Origin of the sequence: Streptomyces sp. NPDC058525 (genome assembly GCF_042719495.1) — a bacterium.
Taxonomy (GTDB): domain Bacteria; phylum Actinomycetota; class Actinomycetes; order Streptomycetales; family Streptomycetaceae; genus Streptomyces.
The window spans coordinates 1-16,243 of the sequence record NZ_JBHXNP010000057.1; the positions used below are offsets into that span (position 1 = coordinate 1).

The following is a 16,243-nucleotide window of genomic DNA, read 5'->3' on the forward strand; positions in this document are numbered from 1 at the left end:
CTCCTACTGGAAGACCCTGCGCACCGACGACGACGCGGTCTTCGACGCGGAGGTCGTCATCGACGGCACGGCGCTGTCGCCGTTCGTGACCTGGGGCACCAACCCGGGCCAGGGCGCACCGCTGTCCTCGCATGTCCCCGACCCGGCTTCGTACGAGGACGCTTCGGAGCGGCACGCCGCGGAAAAGGCCCTGGAGTACATGGGGTTGACCGCCGGGCAGCCGCTGCGCGACATCACCGTGGACACCGTCTTCGTAGGTTCGTGCACCAACGGCCGTATCGAGGACCTGCGCGCGGTCGCCGCGATCGTCGAGGGCCGCAAAGTCGCCGACGGGGTACGGATGCTGGTCGTCCCCGGCTCGGTCCGTGTCGCCCTGCAGGCCGTGGAAGAGGGCCTGGACCAGGTCTTCAAGGACGCCGGCGCCGAATGGCGGCACGCGGGCTGCTCGATGTGCCTGGGCATGAACCCCGACCAACTCGCGCCCGGTGAACGCTCCGCGTCCACCTCCAACCGCAACTTCGAGGGCCGCCAGGGCAAGGGCGGACGCACCCACCTGGTCTCCCCCCAGGTCGCCGCCGCCACCGCGGTACTGGGCCACCTGGCCTCCCCCGCCGACCTGTCCGCCGCCGACGCCACCGCCGGAGTCTGAACACCATGGAAGCCTTCACCACCCACACCGGCCGGGCCGTCCCGCTGCGCCGCAGCAACGTCGACACCGACCAGATCATCCCCGCGCACTGGCTGAAGAAGATCACCCGTGACGGGTTCGAGGACGGCCTGTTCGAGGCCTGGCGCAAGGACCCCGAGTTCGTCACCAACCGCCCCGAACGCGCCGGTGCGACCGTGCTGGTCGCCGGCCCCGACTTCGGCACCGGCTCCTCGCGCGAACACGCCGTCTGGGCCCTGCAGAACTTCGGCTTCAAAACCGTCATCTCCTCCCGCTTCGCCGACATCTTCCGCGGGAACTCCCTCAAGAACGGCCTGCTGACCGTCGTCCTGCCCCAGGACACCGTCGAACGGCTGTGGCAGCTCACCGAAGCCGACCCCACCGCCGAAATCACCGTCGACCTCGTCGACCGCCAGGTCCGAGCCGAAGGCATCACCGCCCAGTTCGAACTCGACGACAACGCCCGCTGGCGCCTCCTCGAAGGCCTCGACGACATCTCCCTCACCCTTCAGAACGAAGCCGACATCGCTTCGTACGAAAGCGGCCGCCCGGCCCACAAGCCGCGCACGATTCAGGCCTGATTCCGGCCTGATCAGGGCTTATTCACCCTCGGGTGATCGCGTCCACAACACTGTGCCCCCCACCGTCCGGTGGGGGGCACAGCTGTGTGTTGAGGCCCCGTGAGGCGACAACTCGCCCCAGATGGCACAATCTGTGCATGGAACGCGACAGTCAACTTGAGCTCTACGACCGTGTCGCGGACCGGCTGAAAGAAGCACACACACGGGTGCGCTCACTGCAAGTCCCGGAGGGCGTAAGGATGGCGCTGTCCCGGAAGCTGTTGGTCGTCACGGCCGCGGCGAAGCACGATCTCGCCGATGCGGCAAGGCGCCTGGACAGGTTGATGAAGGACCTTGACGAGGGTCGATTCCCTGAAGGCGACTGATGCGAAGGAACTCCGTAACGTCCTCCAGCGTTGCGGCACTAGGGTGATTAGCCCGTTTCGTGTTTGATTTGCGGTATATATCCGCCTAACGTGCGAAATAAGCTTGAACACATTCGTTCTGGCGAAGTCTCCGAAGGGGAAGACGTTGAACAAGGCGCAGCTCGTAGAAGCGATTGCCGACAAGCTGGGCGGCCGCCAGCAGGCCGCGGACGCTGTCGACGCGGTACTGGACGCGATCGTCCGCGCTACCGTCGCGGGCGACCGGGTCTCGGTCACGGGCTTCGGCTCGTTCGAGAAGGTCGACCGTCCGGCCCGTTACGCCCGCAACCCGCAGACCGGAGAGCGCGTCCGGGTCAAGAAGACCTCGGTGCCCCGCTTCCGTGCGGGCCAGGGGTTCAAGGACCTGGTCAGCGGCACCAAGAAGCTGCCCAAGGGCGGCGAGGTCTCGGTGAAGAAGGCGCCCAAGGGCAGCCTCACCGGCGGTGCCTCCGCGACGGTCAAGAAGGCCGCCGCGAAGAAGGCCACCACCGCCAAGAAGGCGGCGGCAAAGACCACGGTCGCAAAGAAGGTCACGGCCAAGAAGACCACCGCCACGGCCAAGAAGGCCGCGGTGAAGGGCACCGCCACGGCCAAGAAGGCCACGGCCACCGCGAAGAAGACCACGGCCGCGAAGAAGGCCACGACGGCGGCGAAGAAGACCACCGCCACCGCGAAGAAGACCGCGCCGGCCGCCAAGAAGGCCACGGCGGCGACGAAGGCGCCCGCCAAGAAGACGGCGACGCGCAAGGCCACCGCGAAGAAGACCACCGCCCGCAAGAAGTAGGCGCGCGGGTCACACACGCCGGGCCGGTTTCCCCACGGTGGGGAAACCGGCCCGCGGTGCGTTCTCTCAGAAGGTCTGCAGCGTGACCAGGGTGATCCGCAGCGCCGCGCCCTCGCCGTCCGTCTCGATCCGCACCCGCTGCCCGGGCCGCAGCAGCCGCAGGCCGCCCGCGTCGAAGGCCGGGGCCCCGAAGGGCACCGGGGTGCCGTCGTCCAGCAGCACACTGCCGCTGCGGGTCTGGGAGTCGTACGTGTACGCGGTCGCCTGCATACCGGCACTGTATCGGGCGGTGTGGGGCCCCACACCGAGGGCGAGCGCCGTCCGCAGGTCCTCCGCCGTGTCCACGTCCCGGCGCACGCTGTCCACGCCCGACAGGGCGATTTCCACCGCCCCCGAAGCCGAATGCCGGGCCCGCGAGCGCCCACCGAACGCGGGTGCCAATTCCACGTCCGGAGCAGCGGAAAGCAAGGTCGTCCCGATTCCGGCCGCATCCGCCAGAAATGCCCGGGGAAATACCGCGGCCTTTTCGAGCACGCGTAGCAATTCGGGCGGCCGCAGGGCGGGCAGATCGGCGTTCATCGCGGCCACCGCCGCCCCCGGCCGGCCCGCCCGTATCGCCCGCACCCCGTGGGCCAGGGCCGCGTTGAGCCCGGCCCCCGGGCTGTCCGCGACGATCCGCGCCCCCAGCCGGGACAGTTCCCCCGAGGCGGTCGGGTCGTCCGTGACGACCACCACATCCGCGACCGCCGCGCAGGCCAGCGCCCCCGCCACGGTGTCCTGGGCGAAGGCGAGGGCCAGCCCCGGACGGGAGGCGCCCACCGCGGCCGCGAGACGGCTCTTGGCCGTCGCCAGAGGCTTCAACGGGACGACCAGGCTCCAGACGGCGTTCGTGACCGACCCCTTCCCTCCGGTGCGCTGCGGCACATGTTCCGCCCATGGTCAGGTCATGGCCGGGTCATGTACCGGCCCATTGTCGCCTCCGTCGGGCAACCCGGGACTCTCGTCGCGCGAGCGGGGCGTACGGTGTTCTCGACAGAGACCGGGCCTGGGGCGACACTTGTCCGGCCGACGAGTGCCCAAGCTCCCCCAGCCACCGCTGGGAGGTACCCGCACCGGTCAAAGAGGAAGGTGTCCGAGTGTCCCGCCGCAGAATCGGCTTCTGGTACCGCCTGGCGGCGGTCATCGCAAAACCGCCGCTGGTAGTGCTCTTCAAGCGGGACTGGCGGGGAATGGAGCACATTCCGGCCGAGGGCGGCTTTATCACCGCCGTCAATCACAACTCGTATCTGGACCCGCTCTCCTACGCGCACTTCCAGTACAACACCGGCCGGGTACCCCGATTGCTCGCCAAGGCGGCCCTCTTCAAGGTCCCGATTGTCGGCGCCATCCTGCGCGGATCGGGGCAGATCCCGGTCTACCGGGAGAGCACCAACGCCCTGGACGCATTCCGGGCGGCCGTGGACGCCATCGAGCGCGGCGAATGCGTGGCCTTTTACCCGGAAGGCACCCTCACCCGCGATCCCGACATGTGGCCGATGGCCGGCAAGACCGGCGCCGCCCGGGTCGCCCTGATCACCAAGGCGCCCGTCATCCCGGTGGCCCAGTGGGGCGCGAACCTCGCGATGCCGCCCTACGCCCGGGAGAACAAGGTCCGGCTCTTCCCGCGCAAGACCCTCCAGGTACTCGCCGGACCGCCCGTCGACCTCTCCGCCTTCTACGACCGGGAACCCACCCCGGACGTGCTCAAGGAGGCCACCGAGGTCATCATGGCGGCCATCACCGCGCTGCTCGAGGACGTGCGCGGCGAGGCCGCGCCCGAGCAGCCGTACGACCATCGCAAGGCCAGGGCGGAACAGCGGCGCAAGGCCGCGGGGGAGGGCAAGAAGTGACACGTCCCGTGAAGGCGGCCGTCTACGGAACAGGCTCCTGGGGCACGGCCTTCGGCATGGTGCTCGCCGACGCCGGCTGCGAGGTGACCCTCTGGGGCCGCCGCCGGGAGCTGGCCGACGCCATCAACAGCGGCCGGTCCAACCCGGACTACCTGCCGGGGATCGAACTCCCCGAGAACCTCCGGGCCACCACCGACCCGGCCGAGGCCGCCCGCGGCGCCGACTTCACCGTCCTCGCCGTCCCCTCCCAGACGCTGCGCGGCAACCTGGCCGAATGGGCCCCGCTGCTCGCCCCCGACACCGTGCTCGTCTCCCTGATGAAGGGCATCGAACTCGGCACCGCCAAGCGGATGAGCGAGGTCATCGAAGAGGTGGGCAAGGTCCCCGCCGAGCGCGTAGCCGTGGTCACCGGCCCCAACCTGGCCCGCGAGATCGCCGCCCGGCAGCCCGCCGCCTCCGTGGTCGCCTGCGTGGACGAGGCCGTCGCCCAGCGCCTCCAGGCCGCCTGCCACACCCCGTACTTCCGCCCGTACACCAACACCGACGTCGTCGGCTGCGAGCTCGGCGGCGCCGTCAAGAACGTCATCGGCCTCGCCGTCGGCATCGCGGACGGCATGGGCCTGGGCGACAACACCAAGGGCTCGCTCATCACCCGCGGCCTCGCCGAAACGACCCGTCTGGGCCTGGCGATGGGCGCCGACCCGCTCACCTTCTCCGGCCTCGCCGGCCTCGGCGACCTCGTCGCCACCTGCTCCTCGCCGCTCTCCCGGAACCACACCTTCGGCACCAACCTCGGCCGCGGGATGACCCTGGAGGAGACCATCGCGGTCACCAAACAGACCGCCGAGGGAGTCAAGTCCTGCCAGTCCGTGGCCGATCTGGCCCACCGGTACGGCATCGACATGCCGATCACCGAGACGGTCGTCGACATCGTCCACCACGGCAAGCCGACCCTGGTCGCCCTCAAGGAACTGATGGGACGCAGCGCCAAACCGGAACGGCGCTGACTCCGTTCCGGACGTCCGAGCGGGTACCCTCGTGGCGATATGAGCAGCGAGAACCTCCCCCAGACCCCTGAGCAGCAGGGCCGCAAGCCCCGCGTGGCCGTCGTGTTCGGCGGCCGCAGCTCGGAACACGCCATCTCGGTCGTCACGGCGGGCGCGGTGCTGCGCTCCATCGACCGCTCCAAGTACGAGGTGCTGCCGATCGGCATCACCACGGACGGCCGGTGGGCGCTGACCGCCGACGAGCCGTCGCGGATGGCCATCGCCGACCGCAAGCTGCCGAGCGTCGCGGACCTCGCCGACTCCGAGGACGGAGCCGTCGTGCTCTCGGTCGACCCCGCCAGCCGCGAGGTCGTCTACACCGAGCCCGGCGCCGTCCCCAAGGCCCTGGGCGAGGTCGACGTCGTCTTCCCCGTCCTGCACGGCCCGTACGGCGAGGACGGCACCCTCCAGGGCCTCCTGGAGCTGTCCGGGGTCCCGTACGTCGGCTCGGGCGTCCTCGCCTCGGCCGTCGGCCAGGACAAGGACTACATGAAGCGGGTGTTCACCTCCTTCGGGCTGCGCGTCGGCCCGTACGTGACCATCCGCCCCCGGGAGTGGACCGCCGACCGCGACGCCGCCCGCGGCCGCATCCTGGACTTCGCCGCCGAGCACGGCTGGCCGCTGTTCATCAAGCCCGCCCGGGCCGGATCCTCCATCGGCATCACCAAGGTCGACGACGCCGACGGCCTGGACGCCGCGATCCGCGAGGCCCAGCACCACGACCCGAAGATCATCGTGGAGGCGCTGCTGCGCGGCCGCGAGATCGAGTGCGGGGTGCTGGAGTTCGAGGACGGCCCGCGCGCGAGCGCGCCCGCCGAGATCCCGCCGGTCTCCAGCCACGACTTCTACGACTTCGAGGCGAAGTACATCGACTCCGCCTCCGGGATCGTGCCCGCCCCGCTGACCGTGGAGCAGACCGCCGAGGTGCAGCGGCTCGCGATCGAGGCCTTCGAGGCCGCGTCCTGCGAGGGCCTGGTGCGCGCCGACTTCTTCCTCACCGAGGACGGCACCTTCGTCATCAACGAGATCAACACGATGCCGGGCTTCACGCCGATCTCCATGTATCCGCGGATGTGGCAGGAGTCGGGCATCGAGTACCGGGAACTCGTCGACCTGCTGATCCAGGCCGCCCTGCGCCGCTCCACCGGGCTGCGCTAGCCGCCCGGGCTCCGAAAAGCCGACCGCCCGCCCGCAGGCCCTCACGGGGCCGGCGGGCGGGCGGTCGGTGTGATGAGGGCGGCCGGTGTGCGGGGCGCCGGCCTCAGTAGGAGGAGATCCCCACGGGCACGGTCGCGGCCACGGCCGTGGACAGTCCGACGAGCATTCCCGCGTCCGTGGCATGCTCCTTGTCGACCACCACCTCCGTGTAGGCCTCCCGCATCCCGGTGGTGAACCGGAAACCCCCGTCGTCGAGCTTCTCCAGCAGCCAGGCGACGCCGTTCACGTGGACGCCCTCCTGCTTCTCATCGGCCATCAAGGGGGGCTTGGGGATACCGCACCGCAGTACGATCGCCGAGCCGCCCCACGCGGCGGTCAGCGCGGACCGCGGTTCGGTACCGGTCCGCGCCAGGCCGGCCACCGTCTCGGGGAGCTCCTCGTGCAGCGCTGCACAGAACCCCGCGACTTTGGCCGGCGGCGTGGGCGGCGGGTCGACCCGGGCCTCGGCATCGCCCGCGGAGCACGCCGCGACGGCCAGGAGGGCCGGCACGGCGGGCAGGGCCGACACAATGCGGACACGGAGGGGCCGGCGGTGGAGGGTCATCACCGGCCAAGAGTAGACGGGGGCTACAGATGGACCACCGGGCAGGTCAGGGTGCGGGTGATCCCCTCCACCTGCTGGACCTTGGCCACGACCATGCGGCCGAGGTCGTCCACGGTGTCGGCCTGGGCGCGCACGATCACGTCGTACGGACCCGTCACGTCCTCGGCCTGGATCACCCCCGGGATCTGGCCGATGGACTCGGCGACGAACGACGCCTTGCCCACCTCGGTCTGGATAAGGATGTACGCCTGTACCACGGAACCTCCAGGGCGGCCACGAGGATCATTTCCCCTAACCTTCGGGTGGGCCCCACACGATCGAAAGGGCCGGGGGAAGAAGGGACGCCACGGTACCGCGTCGCCGCGCGCCACGGGGAGACCCGCGAGCCCGGCGCCACGCACAGCGGGGCGTACGGAGAGCTGAAGTTGACGTATCTGTTGACGGTACCCAGAGCTGTGAGGGCTCGCGACCGCAAGCGGACTGGGCAAGAAGGGGCACAGCGATGAAGGGCACTGTGGGCGAGCTGGGGGAGTTCGGGCTCATTCGTGAGCTCACCTCACGGCTCACCACCACCCCGGCGGTCCGCCTCGGACCGGGCGACGACGCCGCGGTGGTGTCGGCGCCGGACCGGCGGGTCGTGGCGAGCACCGACATCCTGCTGGAAGGCAGGCACTTCCGGCGCGACTGGTCCACCGCCTACGACGTCGGGCGCAAGGCCGCCGCGCAGAACCTCGCCGACATCGCCGCCATGGGAGCGGTGCCGACCGCGCTGCTCCTCGGCCTCGTCGTACCGGCCGAACTCCCGGTCACCTGGCCCACCGAGCTGATGGACGGCATCCGCGACGAGTGCCAGGTCGCCGGCGCGGCCGTGGTCGGCGGGGACGTCGTACGCGGCGACACCATCACCGTCGCCATCACCGCCCTCGGCGACCTGCGCAACCACGAGCCTGTGCTGCGCTCCGGCGCCCAGCCCGGCGACGTCGTGGCCGTCACGGGCTGGCTCGGCTGGTCCGCCGCCGGATTCGCCGTCCTCTCGCGCGGCTTCCGCTCCCCGCGGGCCTTCGTCGAGGCGCACCGGCGCCCGGAGCCGCCGTACCACGCGGGCCCCGCGGCCGCCGGGCTCGGCGCCACCGCCATGACCGACGTCAGCGACGGGCTGATCGCCGACCTCGGGCACATCGCCGAGGCCAGCAAGGTACGGATCGACCTGCGCTCGGCGGCCGTGGACATCCCGACGCAGATGCACGACATCGGCCAGGCCGTCGGCGTGGACCCCCTCCAGTGGGTGCTCACCGGGGGAGAGGACCACGCCATCGTGGCCACCTTCCCGCCCGACGTGAAGCTCCCGGCCCGCTGGAAGGTCATCGGCGAGGTGCTGAACCGCTCCGCGCTGCCCCAGGTCACCGTGGACGGCGCGCCCTGGACCAGCACCGGCGGCTGGGACCACTTCGGCGCCGACCCGGCCACCGAGGACAGCGCCCTGTGAGCACCGCCCCGCCGCTGTGCCTGACCGTCGCCGGATCCGACTCCGGCGGCGGCGCCGGCATCCAGGCCGACCTCAAGACGATGCTCGCGCTCGGCGTGCACGGCATGAGCGTGGTGACCGCGGTGACCGCGCAGAACTCGCTCGGGGTCCGGGGAGCCTGGGAGCTGCCCGCCGAGGCCGTCACGGCCCAGTACCGGGCCGTCGTGGACGACATCGGCGTCCAGGCCGTGAAGACCGGCATGCTCTCCTCCGCCGTGCTCGTGGAGACGGTGGCCGCCCTGCTCGCCGACACCCCCGCCCCGGCCGTCGTGGACCCCGTCGGGGTCTCCAAGCACGGCGACGCGCTGCTCGCCGCCTCGGCCCTGGACGCCGTGCGCAAGGAGCTGCTCCCGCGGGCCACCGTGGCCACGCCCAACCTCGACGAGGTGGCGCAGCTCACGGGCCTGGTGGTGGAGAGCGAGGACGGCATGCGGCGGGCCGCCGACGCGATCCTCGGCTACGGGCCGCGCTGGGCGCTGATCAAGGGCGGACACCTGGCGGCGCACGGGGACGAGGCCGTGGACCTGCTGACCGACGGGACCGAGGAGCGGTGGCTGCGCGCTCCCCGGCACGACAACCGGCACACCCACGGCACGGGCTGCACCCTCGCCAGCGCGGTCGCGGCGGGCCTGGCCAAGGGCCTGGCCGTCCCGGAGGCGGTCACGGCCGCCAAGGAGTACGTCACGGGCGCCATCGCCGCGGGCTTCGCGCTCGGCGGCGGCATCGGCCCGGTGGACCACGCCTGGCAGTGGCGCTGAGGCCGCTGCCGGCCTACCGCCAGGCCCTACCGCCCGGCCCCGCCACAGGGTCCGGGAAAGGCAAAAGACCGGTTCACCAGAGGTGAACCGGTCTTCCTGGCAACCGGAAGGGCTGCGCTACGACGGGAGGCGTCAGCGCGAGACCTTGCCGGCCTTGATGCACGAGGTGCAGGCGTTGAGGCGCTTCGGCGTCCCATTGACCACGGCACGGACGCGCTGGATGTTCGGGTTCCAGCGACGCGAGGTGCGGCGGTGCGAGTGGGAGATGTTGTTGCCGAAGCTCGGCCCCTTGGCGCAAACGTCGCAGTTGGCAGCCACAGGTCACTCCAAAGACTTCAGATGCAATTACAGTGAACCCGGCGCACCGGAATCAGAGGTCTGAAGTGGCTTGCCGGGGGGAATGGCCCGACTCTCATCGGGCAACCGGAGCAGCATACAACGACTGCGTCCGTCCAAGAAAACTACCATGACCGCCGCTGCCCCCGCCCCGCGGTCCGGACGCCCGGGCAGTCCTTGGTTACCCTGCGGTGAACCCTGGCCCGCACAAGGAGGAACGCCCGGTGCCGCACGAGCCGCAGCCGCAGAGCCTCGACGCCGAAGCGGTGCGCACCTGGAGCTCGCTCGCCCTGGCCGCACTGGGCCGGGCCCGCGAGGACATCGACGCGATCAACGTCTACCCGGTGGCCGACGCGGACACCGGGACCAACCTCTACCTCACCGCCGAATCGGCCGGCCGCGCCCTCGACGAGGTCTTCGGGAAGGCCGCCGAGGGCGCCCCGGGCGTGACCGACGCCACGCCGCGGACCTCCCTGGCCCAGGCCGTGCGGGCCTACGCGTACGGGGCGCTCGTCGGCGCCCGCGGGAACTCCGGGACGATCCTGGCGCAGCTGCTGCGGGGCGTGGCCGACGTGCTCGGCGACGAGCCCGGCGAGCGCGAGCCCGGCCGGCTGCTGGCCCAGGCGCTGACCCGGGCCGCCGAGGAGGCGTACGGAGCGGTCGCGCACCCGGTGGAGGGCACCATGCTCACCGTCGCCGCGGCGGCCGCGCGGGCCGGCGAGGCGGCCGGGAGCGCGGCCGCGACCGCCGCCGACGTGGCCCGCGCCGCCTACGACGGGGCCCGCGCCGCCCTGGCCGAGACCCCGGGGCAGCTGGCCGCGCTGGGCCGGGCCGGGGTCGTCGACGCCGGGGGCTGCGGGCTGGTCGCCGTACTCGGGGCCCTGTGGCAGGCGCTCTCCGGCCAGGAGCCGGCCCCCGAACCGGTGCGCGGCCGGGCCGTGCCCGTCCCGCGGGACGCGGAGCCCTGCGCGCAGGAGGACGAGGGGCCGGCGTACGAGGTGGTCTACCTGCTGGAGGCCACCGAGGAGGCGGTCGGGGAGCTGCGCGCACGGCTCGACGGACTCGGCGACTCGCTGGTCGTGGTCGGCGGCGAAGGGCTGTGGAACGTCCACGTCCACGTCGACGACCCGGGTGCGGCCGTGGAGGCCGGGGTCGTCGCCGGGCGGCCCTACCGGATACGCATCACGCACTTCGGCGACGAGCGGCGCCGGGCCCGGGGAGCCCGCGCCCAGCGGGCTGTGGTCGCCGTCGTCCCCGGCGAGGGGCTGGCCGGCCTGTGCGGGGAGGCCGGCGCGACCACCGTGCTGGTGCGCCCCGGCGAGGCCCCGGCCGTCGCCGACCTGGTCGACGCCATCCACCGCGCGCACGCCCGCGAGGTGGTCCTGCTGCCGGGCGGCGCCGAACTGCGCGCGGTCGCGGCCGCCGCGGCCGAACGGGCCCGCGCCGACGGCGTGCGCGTGGCGGTCGTCCCCACCCGGTCCGCGGTCCAGGGCCTGGCAGCCCTCGCCGTGCACGACCCCGAGGGCAGCTTCGACGAGGACGTAGTCGCCATGACCGCCGCGGCCGGCGCCACCCGGTACGGGGAACTCGCCGTCGCCGAACGGCAGTCCTTCACCTCGGCCGGCATCTGCCAGGCCGGCGACGTGCTCGGCCTCATCGACGGCGACGTCGCCGTCATCGGGGCGAGCCTGGCCGAGACCGCCGTGGCCGTCCTGGAGCGGATGCTGGGCTCCGGCGGCGAACTCGTCACCCTCGTCCTGGGACCCGAGGTGCCGGACACCCTCGCCGGGCACCTGGAGGCGTACGTCCAGCACGGGCACCTGGCCGTGGACACCGTCACCTACCGGGGCGGGCGGTACTCGGCGCCGCTCCTCATCGGGGTGGAATAGCGGGCTTGTCGGCGGCATGGTGTGCAATGGAACACGTGCCCGCGCTCGACGAAGACCTCAAGAAGACGCTCGGCCCCGCCACCGCCAAGGTGCTGGCCGAGCAGCTCGGCCTGCACACGGCCCTGGACCTGCTCCACCACTACCCGCGGCGGTACGCCGAGCGCGGCGAGCTGACCTCGCTGGCCGAGCTCGCCGACCAGATCGACGAGCACGTGACCGTCGTCGCCCAGGTGGCCGACGCCCGGATCCTGACCTTCAACGGCGGCCGCGGCAAACGCCTGGAAGTCACCATCACCGACGGCAACGGCCGGCTCCAGCTGGTCTTCTTCGGCGCCGGCGTGCACAAGCCGCACAAGGACCTGCTGCCCGGCACCCGCGCGATGTTCGCGGGCAAGGTCTCGAAGTTCAACCACAAGCTCCAGCTGGCGCACCCCGCCTACGAACCGCTCGGCGCGGACGCCTCCGACCGGGACGCGGCCACCGCCTTCGCCAACCAGCTCATCCCGATCTACCCGGCCTGCGCGAAGCTGGAGTCCTGGAAGATCGCCAAATGCGTGGACGCGGTCCTGCCCGCCGCCCGGGAGGCCGTGGACCCGCTGCCGCCCGCGCTACGCGAGGGCCGCGGCCTGGCCCCCCTCACCGAGGCCCTGCTGAAGATCCACCGGCCGGAGACCAAGGCCGACATCGACGACGCACGCCAGCGCCTCAAGTGGGACGAGGCCTTCGTCCTCCAGGTCGCCCTGGCCCGCCGCCGCCACGCCGACTCCCAGCTGCCGGCCGTGCCCCGCCGCCCCGTCCCCGGCGGCCTCCTCGACTCCTTCGACGCCAAGCTCCCCTTCACGCTCACCGAGGGCCAGCAGAGCGTCTCCAAGGAGATCTTCGACGACCTTGCCACCAGCCACCCCATGCACCGCCTCCTCCAGGGCGAGGTCGGTTCGGGAAAAACGATGGTGGCTCTGAGGGCCATGCTCGCCGTCGTGGACAGTGGCGGGCAGGCCGCGATGCTCGCGCCCACCGAGGTGCTCGCCCAGCAGCACCACCGCTCCGTCACCGAGATGATGGGCGAGCTCGCGGAGGGGGGCATGCTCGGCGGAGCCGACCAGGGCACCAAGGTGGTGCTGCTCACCGGGTCCATGGGGGTGCCGGCGCGCCGGCAGGCCCTGCTCGACCTGGTCACCGGCGAGGCCGGCATCGTGATCGGCACCCACGCGCTCATCGAGGACAAGGTGCAGTTCCACGACCTGGGCCTGGTGGTCGTCGACGAACAGCACCGCTTCGGCGTGGAGCAGCGCGACGCGCTCCGGTCGAAGGGCAAGCAGCCCCCGCACCTGCTGGTCATGACCGCGACCCCGATCCCGCGCACCGTGGCCATGACCGTCTTCGGCGACCTGGAGACCTCCGTCCTCGACCAGCTGCCCGCCGGGCGCTCGCCGATCGCCACCCACGTGGTGCCCGCCAAGGACAAGCCGCACTTCCTCGCCCGGGCCTGGGAGCGGGTCCGCGAGGAGGTGGAGAAGGGCCACCAGGCGTATGTGGTCTGCCCGCGCATCGGCGACGAGGAGGAGCCGAAGAAGAAGGCCTCGGCGAAGGCCGCCGCGGCCGCCGCGCAGGACGACGCCGAGAGGCGGCCGCCGCTCGCCGTCCTCGACATCGCCGAGCAGCTCGGCCGCGGCCCGCTGGCCGGCCTGAGCGTCGAGGTGCTGCACGGGCGGATGGACCCGGCCGACAAGGACGACGTGATGCGCCGCTTCGCCGCCGGCGAGGTCAAGGTGCTGGTCGCCACGACGGTCATCGAGGTCGGGGTGAACGTGCCGAACTCCACCGTCATGGTGATCATGGACGCGGACCGGTTCGGCGTCTCCCAGCTCCACCAGCTCCGCGGCCGCGTCGGCCGCGGCTCCGCGCCCGGCCTGTGCCTGCTGGTCAGCGAGATGCACGAGGCGAGCCCCGCCCGGGCCCGGCTGGCCGCCGTCGCCGCGACCCTCGACGGCTTCGAGCTCTCCCGCATCGACCTGGAGCAGCGCCGCGAGGGCGACGTGCTGGGCCAGGCCCAGTCGGGCGTCCGCTCCAGCCTGCGGATGCTGGCCGTCATCGAGGACGAGGAGGTCATCGCCCAGGCCCGGGAGGAGGCCACCCGCGTCGTCGCGCAGGACCCCGAGCTGGAGCGGCTGCCGGGCCTGCGGACCGCGCTGGACGCCTTGCTGGACACCGAGCGGGAGCAGTACCTCGAGAAGGGCTGACAATAGGGGGGCCCACTCCGTCCGATGACCGAAGGACCCTATCGATGACCCGCGTGATCGCCGGCAGCGCCGGCGGGCGACGGCTGGCCGTGCCCCCGGGCACCGGCACCCGGCCGACCTCCGACCGGATGCGCGAAGGCCTCTTCTCCACGTGGGAGTCGCTGCACGGCGTCGCGGCGGCCCGGGTGCTCGACCTCTACGCGGGCTCCGGCGCCGTCGGCCTGGAGGCCCTCTCGCGCGGCGCGGGCCACGCCCTGCTGGTCGAGACCGACCCCAAGGCCGCCAAGTCCATCCGGGACAACATCAAGGCCGTGGGCCTGCCCGGCGCCGAGTTCCGGTCGGGCAGGGCCGAGCAGGTCGTCGCGGCGAAGGCGGGCGGGGAGCCGTACGACATCGTCTTCCTGGACCCCCCGTACGCCGTCGGCCACGACGATCTTGGGGAGATCCTGCTCACACTCCGGTCCAATGGCTGGCTCACGGAGGACGCGCTCGTCACCGTGGAACGCAGCACGAGGAGCGGCGCCTTCCCGTGGCCCGAGGGCTTCGAGCCGCTCCGGTCCCGGAAGTACGGCGAGGGCACCCTTTGGTACGGTCGCGCCGCCTTCACCAGCGAAGACTCATGAACGAGGGAGTTCAGTTGCGCCGCGCCGTCTGTCCGGGATCCTTCGACCCCATCACCAACGGACACCTCGACATCATCGGACGTGCCTCCAGGCTGTACGACGTCGTGCACGTCGCCGTGATGATCAACCAGTCGAAGCAGGGCCTGTTCACCGTCGAGGAGCGGATCGAGCTGATCCGCGAGGCGACCGCCGACTACGGGAACATCGAGGTCGAGTCCTTCCACGGGCTGCTCGTCGACTTCTGCAAGCAGCGCGACATCCCGGCCATCGTCAAGGGCCTGCGCGCCGTCAGCGACTTCGACTACGAGCTCCAGATGGCCCAGATGAACATGGGGCTGTCGGGCGTCGAGACGCTCTTCGTGCCGACCAACCCCACCTACAGCTTCCTGTCGTCCTCGCTGGTCAAGGAGGTCGCGGCGTGGGGCGGCGACGTCGCCCACCTGCTTCCGGCGCACGTGCACACGGCGCTGATGGAGCGGCTGGGAAACCGCTGACCCCCTGACGGCCCGTCAGGCAGTGTCGGGCGGCAGCCCGCTGGCCTTACAGTCGTGCCGTCCGACTCGGGAACCGCCCGAGGCCGAGAGAGTGCGAGCCCCCATGGACGTGCAGAAGAAGCTCGACGAGATCGTCGCGGCCGTCGGCGGCGCCCGCTCCATGCCCATGTCGGCCTCCTGCGTGATCAACCGGGCCGAGCTGCTCGCCCAGCTCGAAGAGGTCCGCCAGGCGCTCCCCGGCTCGCTCGCGCAGGCCCAGGAGCTCATCGGCGGCCGGGAGCAGCTGGTCGAGGAGGCCCGCCGGGAGGCGGAGCGGATCATCGAGTCGGCCCACAACCAGCGTGGTTCGCTGATCTCCGACACCGAGATCGCGCGGCGCTCCCAGTCCGAGGCGGACCGGATCCTGGAGGAGGCCCGCCGGGAGGCCGAGGAGATCCGCGCCGAGGCCGACGACTACGTCGACAGCAAGCTCGCGAACTTCGAGGTCGTGCTCACCAAGACCATCGGGTCGGTGGACCGCGGCCGCGAGAAGCTGCTCGGCCGCGGCCCGGGCCTGGACGAGCACGGCTACCCGGACGAGGAGGCGCCCGAGCGCAGCCACGACCCCGAGACGCAGCGGCAGCAGGCGGACGCGTACGTCGACACCAAGCTGGCGACCTTCGAGGCGGTGCTCTCCAAGACCCTGGAGGCCGTCGGCCGGGGCCGGCAGAAGCTGCTGGGCCGGGTGCCCACCGACGAGCTCGGCGCGCACGTGGCCGCCCAGGACGCGGCGGGCGTGCAGCAGTCCCGCTCGGCGAGCGACGCCGACTTCCTCGCGGGCCTGGCCGAGCCCCAGCCGGTGCACGTGCCGATCCCGGCGCAGCCCGAGCCGGTGTACGACACGTACGGCTACCAGCAGCAGCCCCAGCACCAGGACGGCTACGCCTACCAGGGCCACCAGGACCCCTACGCCGGTACGGGCGCCGGATCCGCCGCGGCGCCGTACGCCGGGCACTACGACGCGCAGCAGCCCGACCCGTACTCCGGTGCGAGCACCGGCTCCACCGGAGCGGCTTACGCCGCGCACTACGATGCGCGGCAGCCCGACCCGTACGCCGCGTACCAGCAGCCCCAGCCGCAGCAGCCCTCGCTCGACGAGACGAGTTTCTTCGACACGAGCATGATCAACCTGGATCAGCTGCGCCAGTACGAGCAGGGGCGCTAGGTCCGGATTGGGCGCAGGGCGCCGTGCCGGGTATCCTGGCT

17 protein-coding genes and 1 pseudogene are annotated in these 16,243 nt (G+C 71.9%); 14 read left to right on the forward strand and 4 right to left on the reverse strand.

The window, feature by feature from the left end; all coding sequences use genetic code 11:
* The 4 genes from ACFWP3_RS24865 to ACFWP3_RS24880 form a co-directional block, all read left to right on the forward strand.
* On the forward strand, positions 1–649 hold a 649-nt coding region (locus ACFWP3_RS24865; protein ID WP_384224915.1), incomplete at its 5' end, for an aconitase family protein.
* A 5-nt stretch (positions 650–654) separates the two neighbouring features.
* A complete protein-coding gene (leuD, locus tag ACFWP3_RS24870; RefSeq protein WP_384224918.1) occupies positions 655–1,248 on the forward strand; it encodes a 3-isopropylmalate dehydratase small subunit in 594 nt (197 codons plus the stop codon).
* A 137-nt stretch (positions 1,249–1,385) separates the two neighbouring features.
* The gene (locus tag ACFWP3_RS24875; RefSeq protein ID WP_384224921.1) at positions 1,386–1,613 is read left to right on the forward strand and encodes a hypothetical protein; all 228 of its coding nucleotides are present in this window, start codon (positions 1,386–1,388) and stop codon (positions 1,611–1,613) included.
* A gap of 145 nt (positions 1,614–1,758) precedes the next feature.
* Entirely contained in the window at positions 1,759–2,436 is a 678-nt protein-coding gene (locus ACFWP3_RS24880) for an HU family DNA-binding protein (protein WP_384224924.1), read from the forward strand.
* A 270-nt stretch (positions 2,437–2,706) separates the two neighbouring features.
* Here ACFWP3_RS24880 and cofC read toward each other — a convergent pair.
* Positions 2,707–3,360, reverse strand: a pseudogene (gene cofC, locus ACFWP3_RS24885) (2-phospho-L-lactate guanylyltransferase); the annotation flags it as partial.
* A gap of 212 nt (positions 3,361–3,572) precedes the next feature.
* Here cofC and ACFWP3_RS24890 point away from each other — a divergent pair.
* From ACFWP3_RS24890 to ACFWP3_RS24900, 3 genes are read left to right on the forward strand one after another with little or no spacing between them, the layout of a single operon-like run.
* Positions 3,573–4,325, forward strand: coding sequence for a lysophospholipid acyltransferase family protein (locus ACFWP3_RS24890; protein ID WP_384224927.1), 753 nt, complete (start codon positions 3,573–3,575; stop codon positions 4,323–4,325).
* Positions 4,322–5,332: an NAD(P)H-dependent glycerol-3-phosphate dehydrogenase gene (locus tag ACFWP3_RS24895; protein ID WP_384224930.1), complete on the forward strand. Its 1,011-nt coding sequence runs from the start codon at positions 4,322–4,324 to the stop codon at positions 5,330–5,332. The genes ACFWP3_RS24890 and ACFWP3_RS24895 overlap by 4 nt, the downstream gene beginning before the upstream one ends.
* A 39-nt stretch (positions 5,333–5,371) precedes the next feature.
* Positions 5,372–6,529 (forward strand): D-alanine--D-alanine ligase family protein, encoded by a 1,158-nt coding sequence (locus ACFWP3_RS24900; protein WP_384224933.1) that lies wholly within the window; start codon positions 5,372–5,374, stop codon positions 6,527–6,529.
* 103 nt (positions 6,530–6,632) lie between these two features.
* Here the strand turns inward: ACFWP3_RS24900 and ACFWP3_RS24905 are convergent, their stop codons facing one another.
* Both ACFWP3_RS24905 and ACFWP3_RS24910 read right to left on the reverse strand, forming a co-directional pair.
* Positions 6,633–7,133, reverse strand: coding sequence for a DUF3515 family protein (locus ACFWP3_RS24905; RefSeq protein WP_384224936.1), 501 nt, complete (start codon positions 7,131–7,133; stop codon positions 6,633–6,635).
* 23 nt (positions 7,134–7,156) lie between these two features.
* Complete coding sequence (locus ACFWP3_RS24910; protein ID WP_030011290.1) at positions 7,157–7,390, reverse strand: Lrp/AsnC family transcriptional regulator; 234 nt, start codon at positions 7,388–7,390, stop codon at positions 7,157–7,159.
* 245 nt (positions 7,391–7,635) lie between these two features.
* On the opposite strand from ACFWP3_RS24910, the gene ACFWP3_RS24915 reads away from it, so the two are divergent.
* Positions 7,636–8,619 (forward strand): thiamine-phosphate kinase, encoded by a 984-nt coding sequence (locus ACFWP3_RS24915; RefSeq protein WP_384224939.1) that lies wholly within the window; start codon positions 7,636–7,638, stop codon positions 8,617–8,619.
* Positions 8,616–9,416: a bifunctional hydroxymethylpyrimidine kinase/phosphomethylpyrimidine kinase gene (thiD, locus tag ACFWP3_RS24920; protein WP_384224942.1), complete on the forward strand. Its 801-nt coding sequence runs from the start codon at positions 8,616–8,618 to the stop codon at positions 9,414–9,416. The genes ACFWP3_RS24915 and thiD overlap by 4 nt, the downstream gene beginning before the upstream one ends.
* 132 nt (positions 9,417–9,548) lie before the next feature.
* On the opposite strand, the gene rpmB is transcribed toward thiD, so the two are convergent.
* Positions 9,549–9,734, reverse strand: a complete 186-nt coding sequence (gene rpmB, locus ACFWP3_RS24925) for a 50S ribosomal protein L28 (RefSeq protein WP_007266795.1) — start codon at positions 9,732–9,734, stop codon at positions 9,549–9,551.
* Between the two features lie 242 nt (positions 9,735–9,976).
* On the opposite strand from rpmB, the gene ACFWP3_RS24930 reads away from it, so the two are divergent.
* From ACFWP3_RS24930 to ACFWP3_RS24950, 5 genes are all read left to right on the forward strand, one after another.
* A complete protein-coding gene (locus ACFWP3_RS24930) occupies positions 9,977–11,641 on the forward strand; it encodes a DAK2 domain-containing protein (protein ID WP_384224945.1) in 1,665 nt (554 codons plus the stop codon).
* A 26-nt stretch (positions 11,642–11,667) separates the two neighbouring features.
* Positions 11,668–13,881, forward strand: a complete 2,214-nt coding sequence (gene recG, locus ACFWP3_RS24935) for an ATP-dependent DNA helicase RecG (RefSeq protein ID WP_384224947.1) — start codon at positions 11,668–11,670, stop codon at positions 13,879–13,881.
* A gap of 44 nt (positions 13,882–13,925) precedes the next feature.
* Positions 13,926–14,504 (forward strand): 16S rRNA (guanine(966)-N(2))-methyltransferase RsmD, encoded by a 579-nt coding sequence (gene rsmD, locus ACFWP3_RS24940; protein WP_384224950.1) that lies wholly within the window; start codon positions 13,926–13,928, stop codon positions 14,502–14,504.
* Between the two features lie 14 nt (positions 14,505–14,518).
* Positions 14,519–14,998 carry a pantetheine-phosphate adenylyltransferase gene (gene coaD / locus ACFWP3_RS24945; protein WP_384225028.1) on the forward strand — a complete coding sequence of 160 codons (480 nt, stop codon included), beginning with the start codon at positions 14,519–14,521 and terminating at the stop codon, positions 14,996–14,998.
* 103 nt (positions 14,999–15,101) lie between these two features.
* Positions 15,102–16,202 carry a cell division initiation protein gene (locus tag ACFWP3_RS24950; protein WP_384224952.1) on the forward strand — a complete coding sequence of 367 codons (1,101 nt, stop codon included), beginning with the start codon at positions 15,102–15,104 and terminating at the stop codon, positions 16,200–16,202.
* Positions 16,203–16,243 lie beyond the last annotated feature (41 nt).

Coding starts and splice junctions, on each gene's coding strand:
- ACFWP3_RS24900 (WP_384224933.1), top strand. CDS start 5,372: ATGAGCAGCGAGAACCTCCCCCAGACCCCTGAGCAGCAGGGCCGCAAG.
- ACFWP3_RS24915 (WP_384224939.1), top strand. CDS start 7,636: ATGAAGGGCACTGTGGGCGAGCTGGGGGAGTTCGGGCTCATTCGTGAG.
- rsmD (WP_384224950.1), top strand. CDS start 13,926: ATGACCCGCGTGATCGCCGGCAGCGCCGGCGGGCGACGGCTGGCCGTG.
- recG (WP_384224947.1), top strand. CDS start 11,668: ATGGAACACGTGCCCGCGCTCGACGAAGACCTCAAGAAGACGCTCGGC.
- ACFWP3_RS24905 (WP_384224936.1), bottom strand. CDS start 7,133: ATGACCCTCCACCGCCGGCCCCTCCGTGTCCGCATTGTGTCGGCCCTG.
- ACFWP3_RS24950 (WP_384224952.1), top strand. CDS start 15,102: ATGGACGTGCAGAAGAAGCTCGACGAGATCGTCGCGGCCGTCGGCGGC.
- ACFWP3_RS24875 (WP_384224921.1), top strand. CDS start 1,386: ATGGAACGCGACAGTCAACTTGAGCTCTACGACCGTGTCGCGGACCGG.
- leuD (WP_384224918.1), top strand. CDS start 655: ATGGAAGCCTTCACCACCCACACCGGCCGGGCCGTCCCGCTGCGCCGC.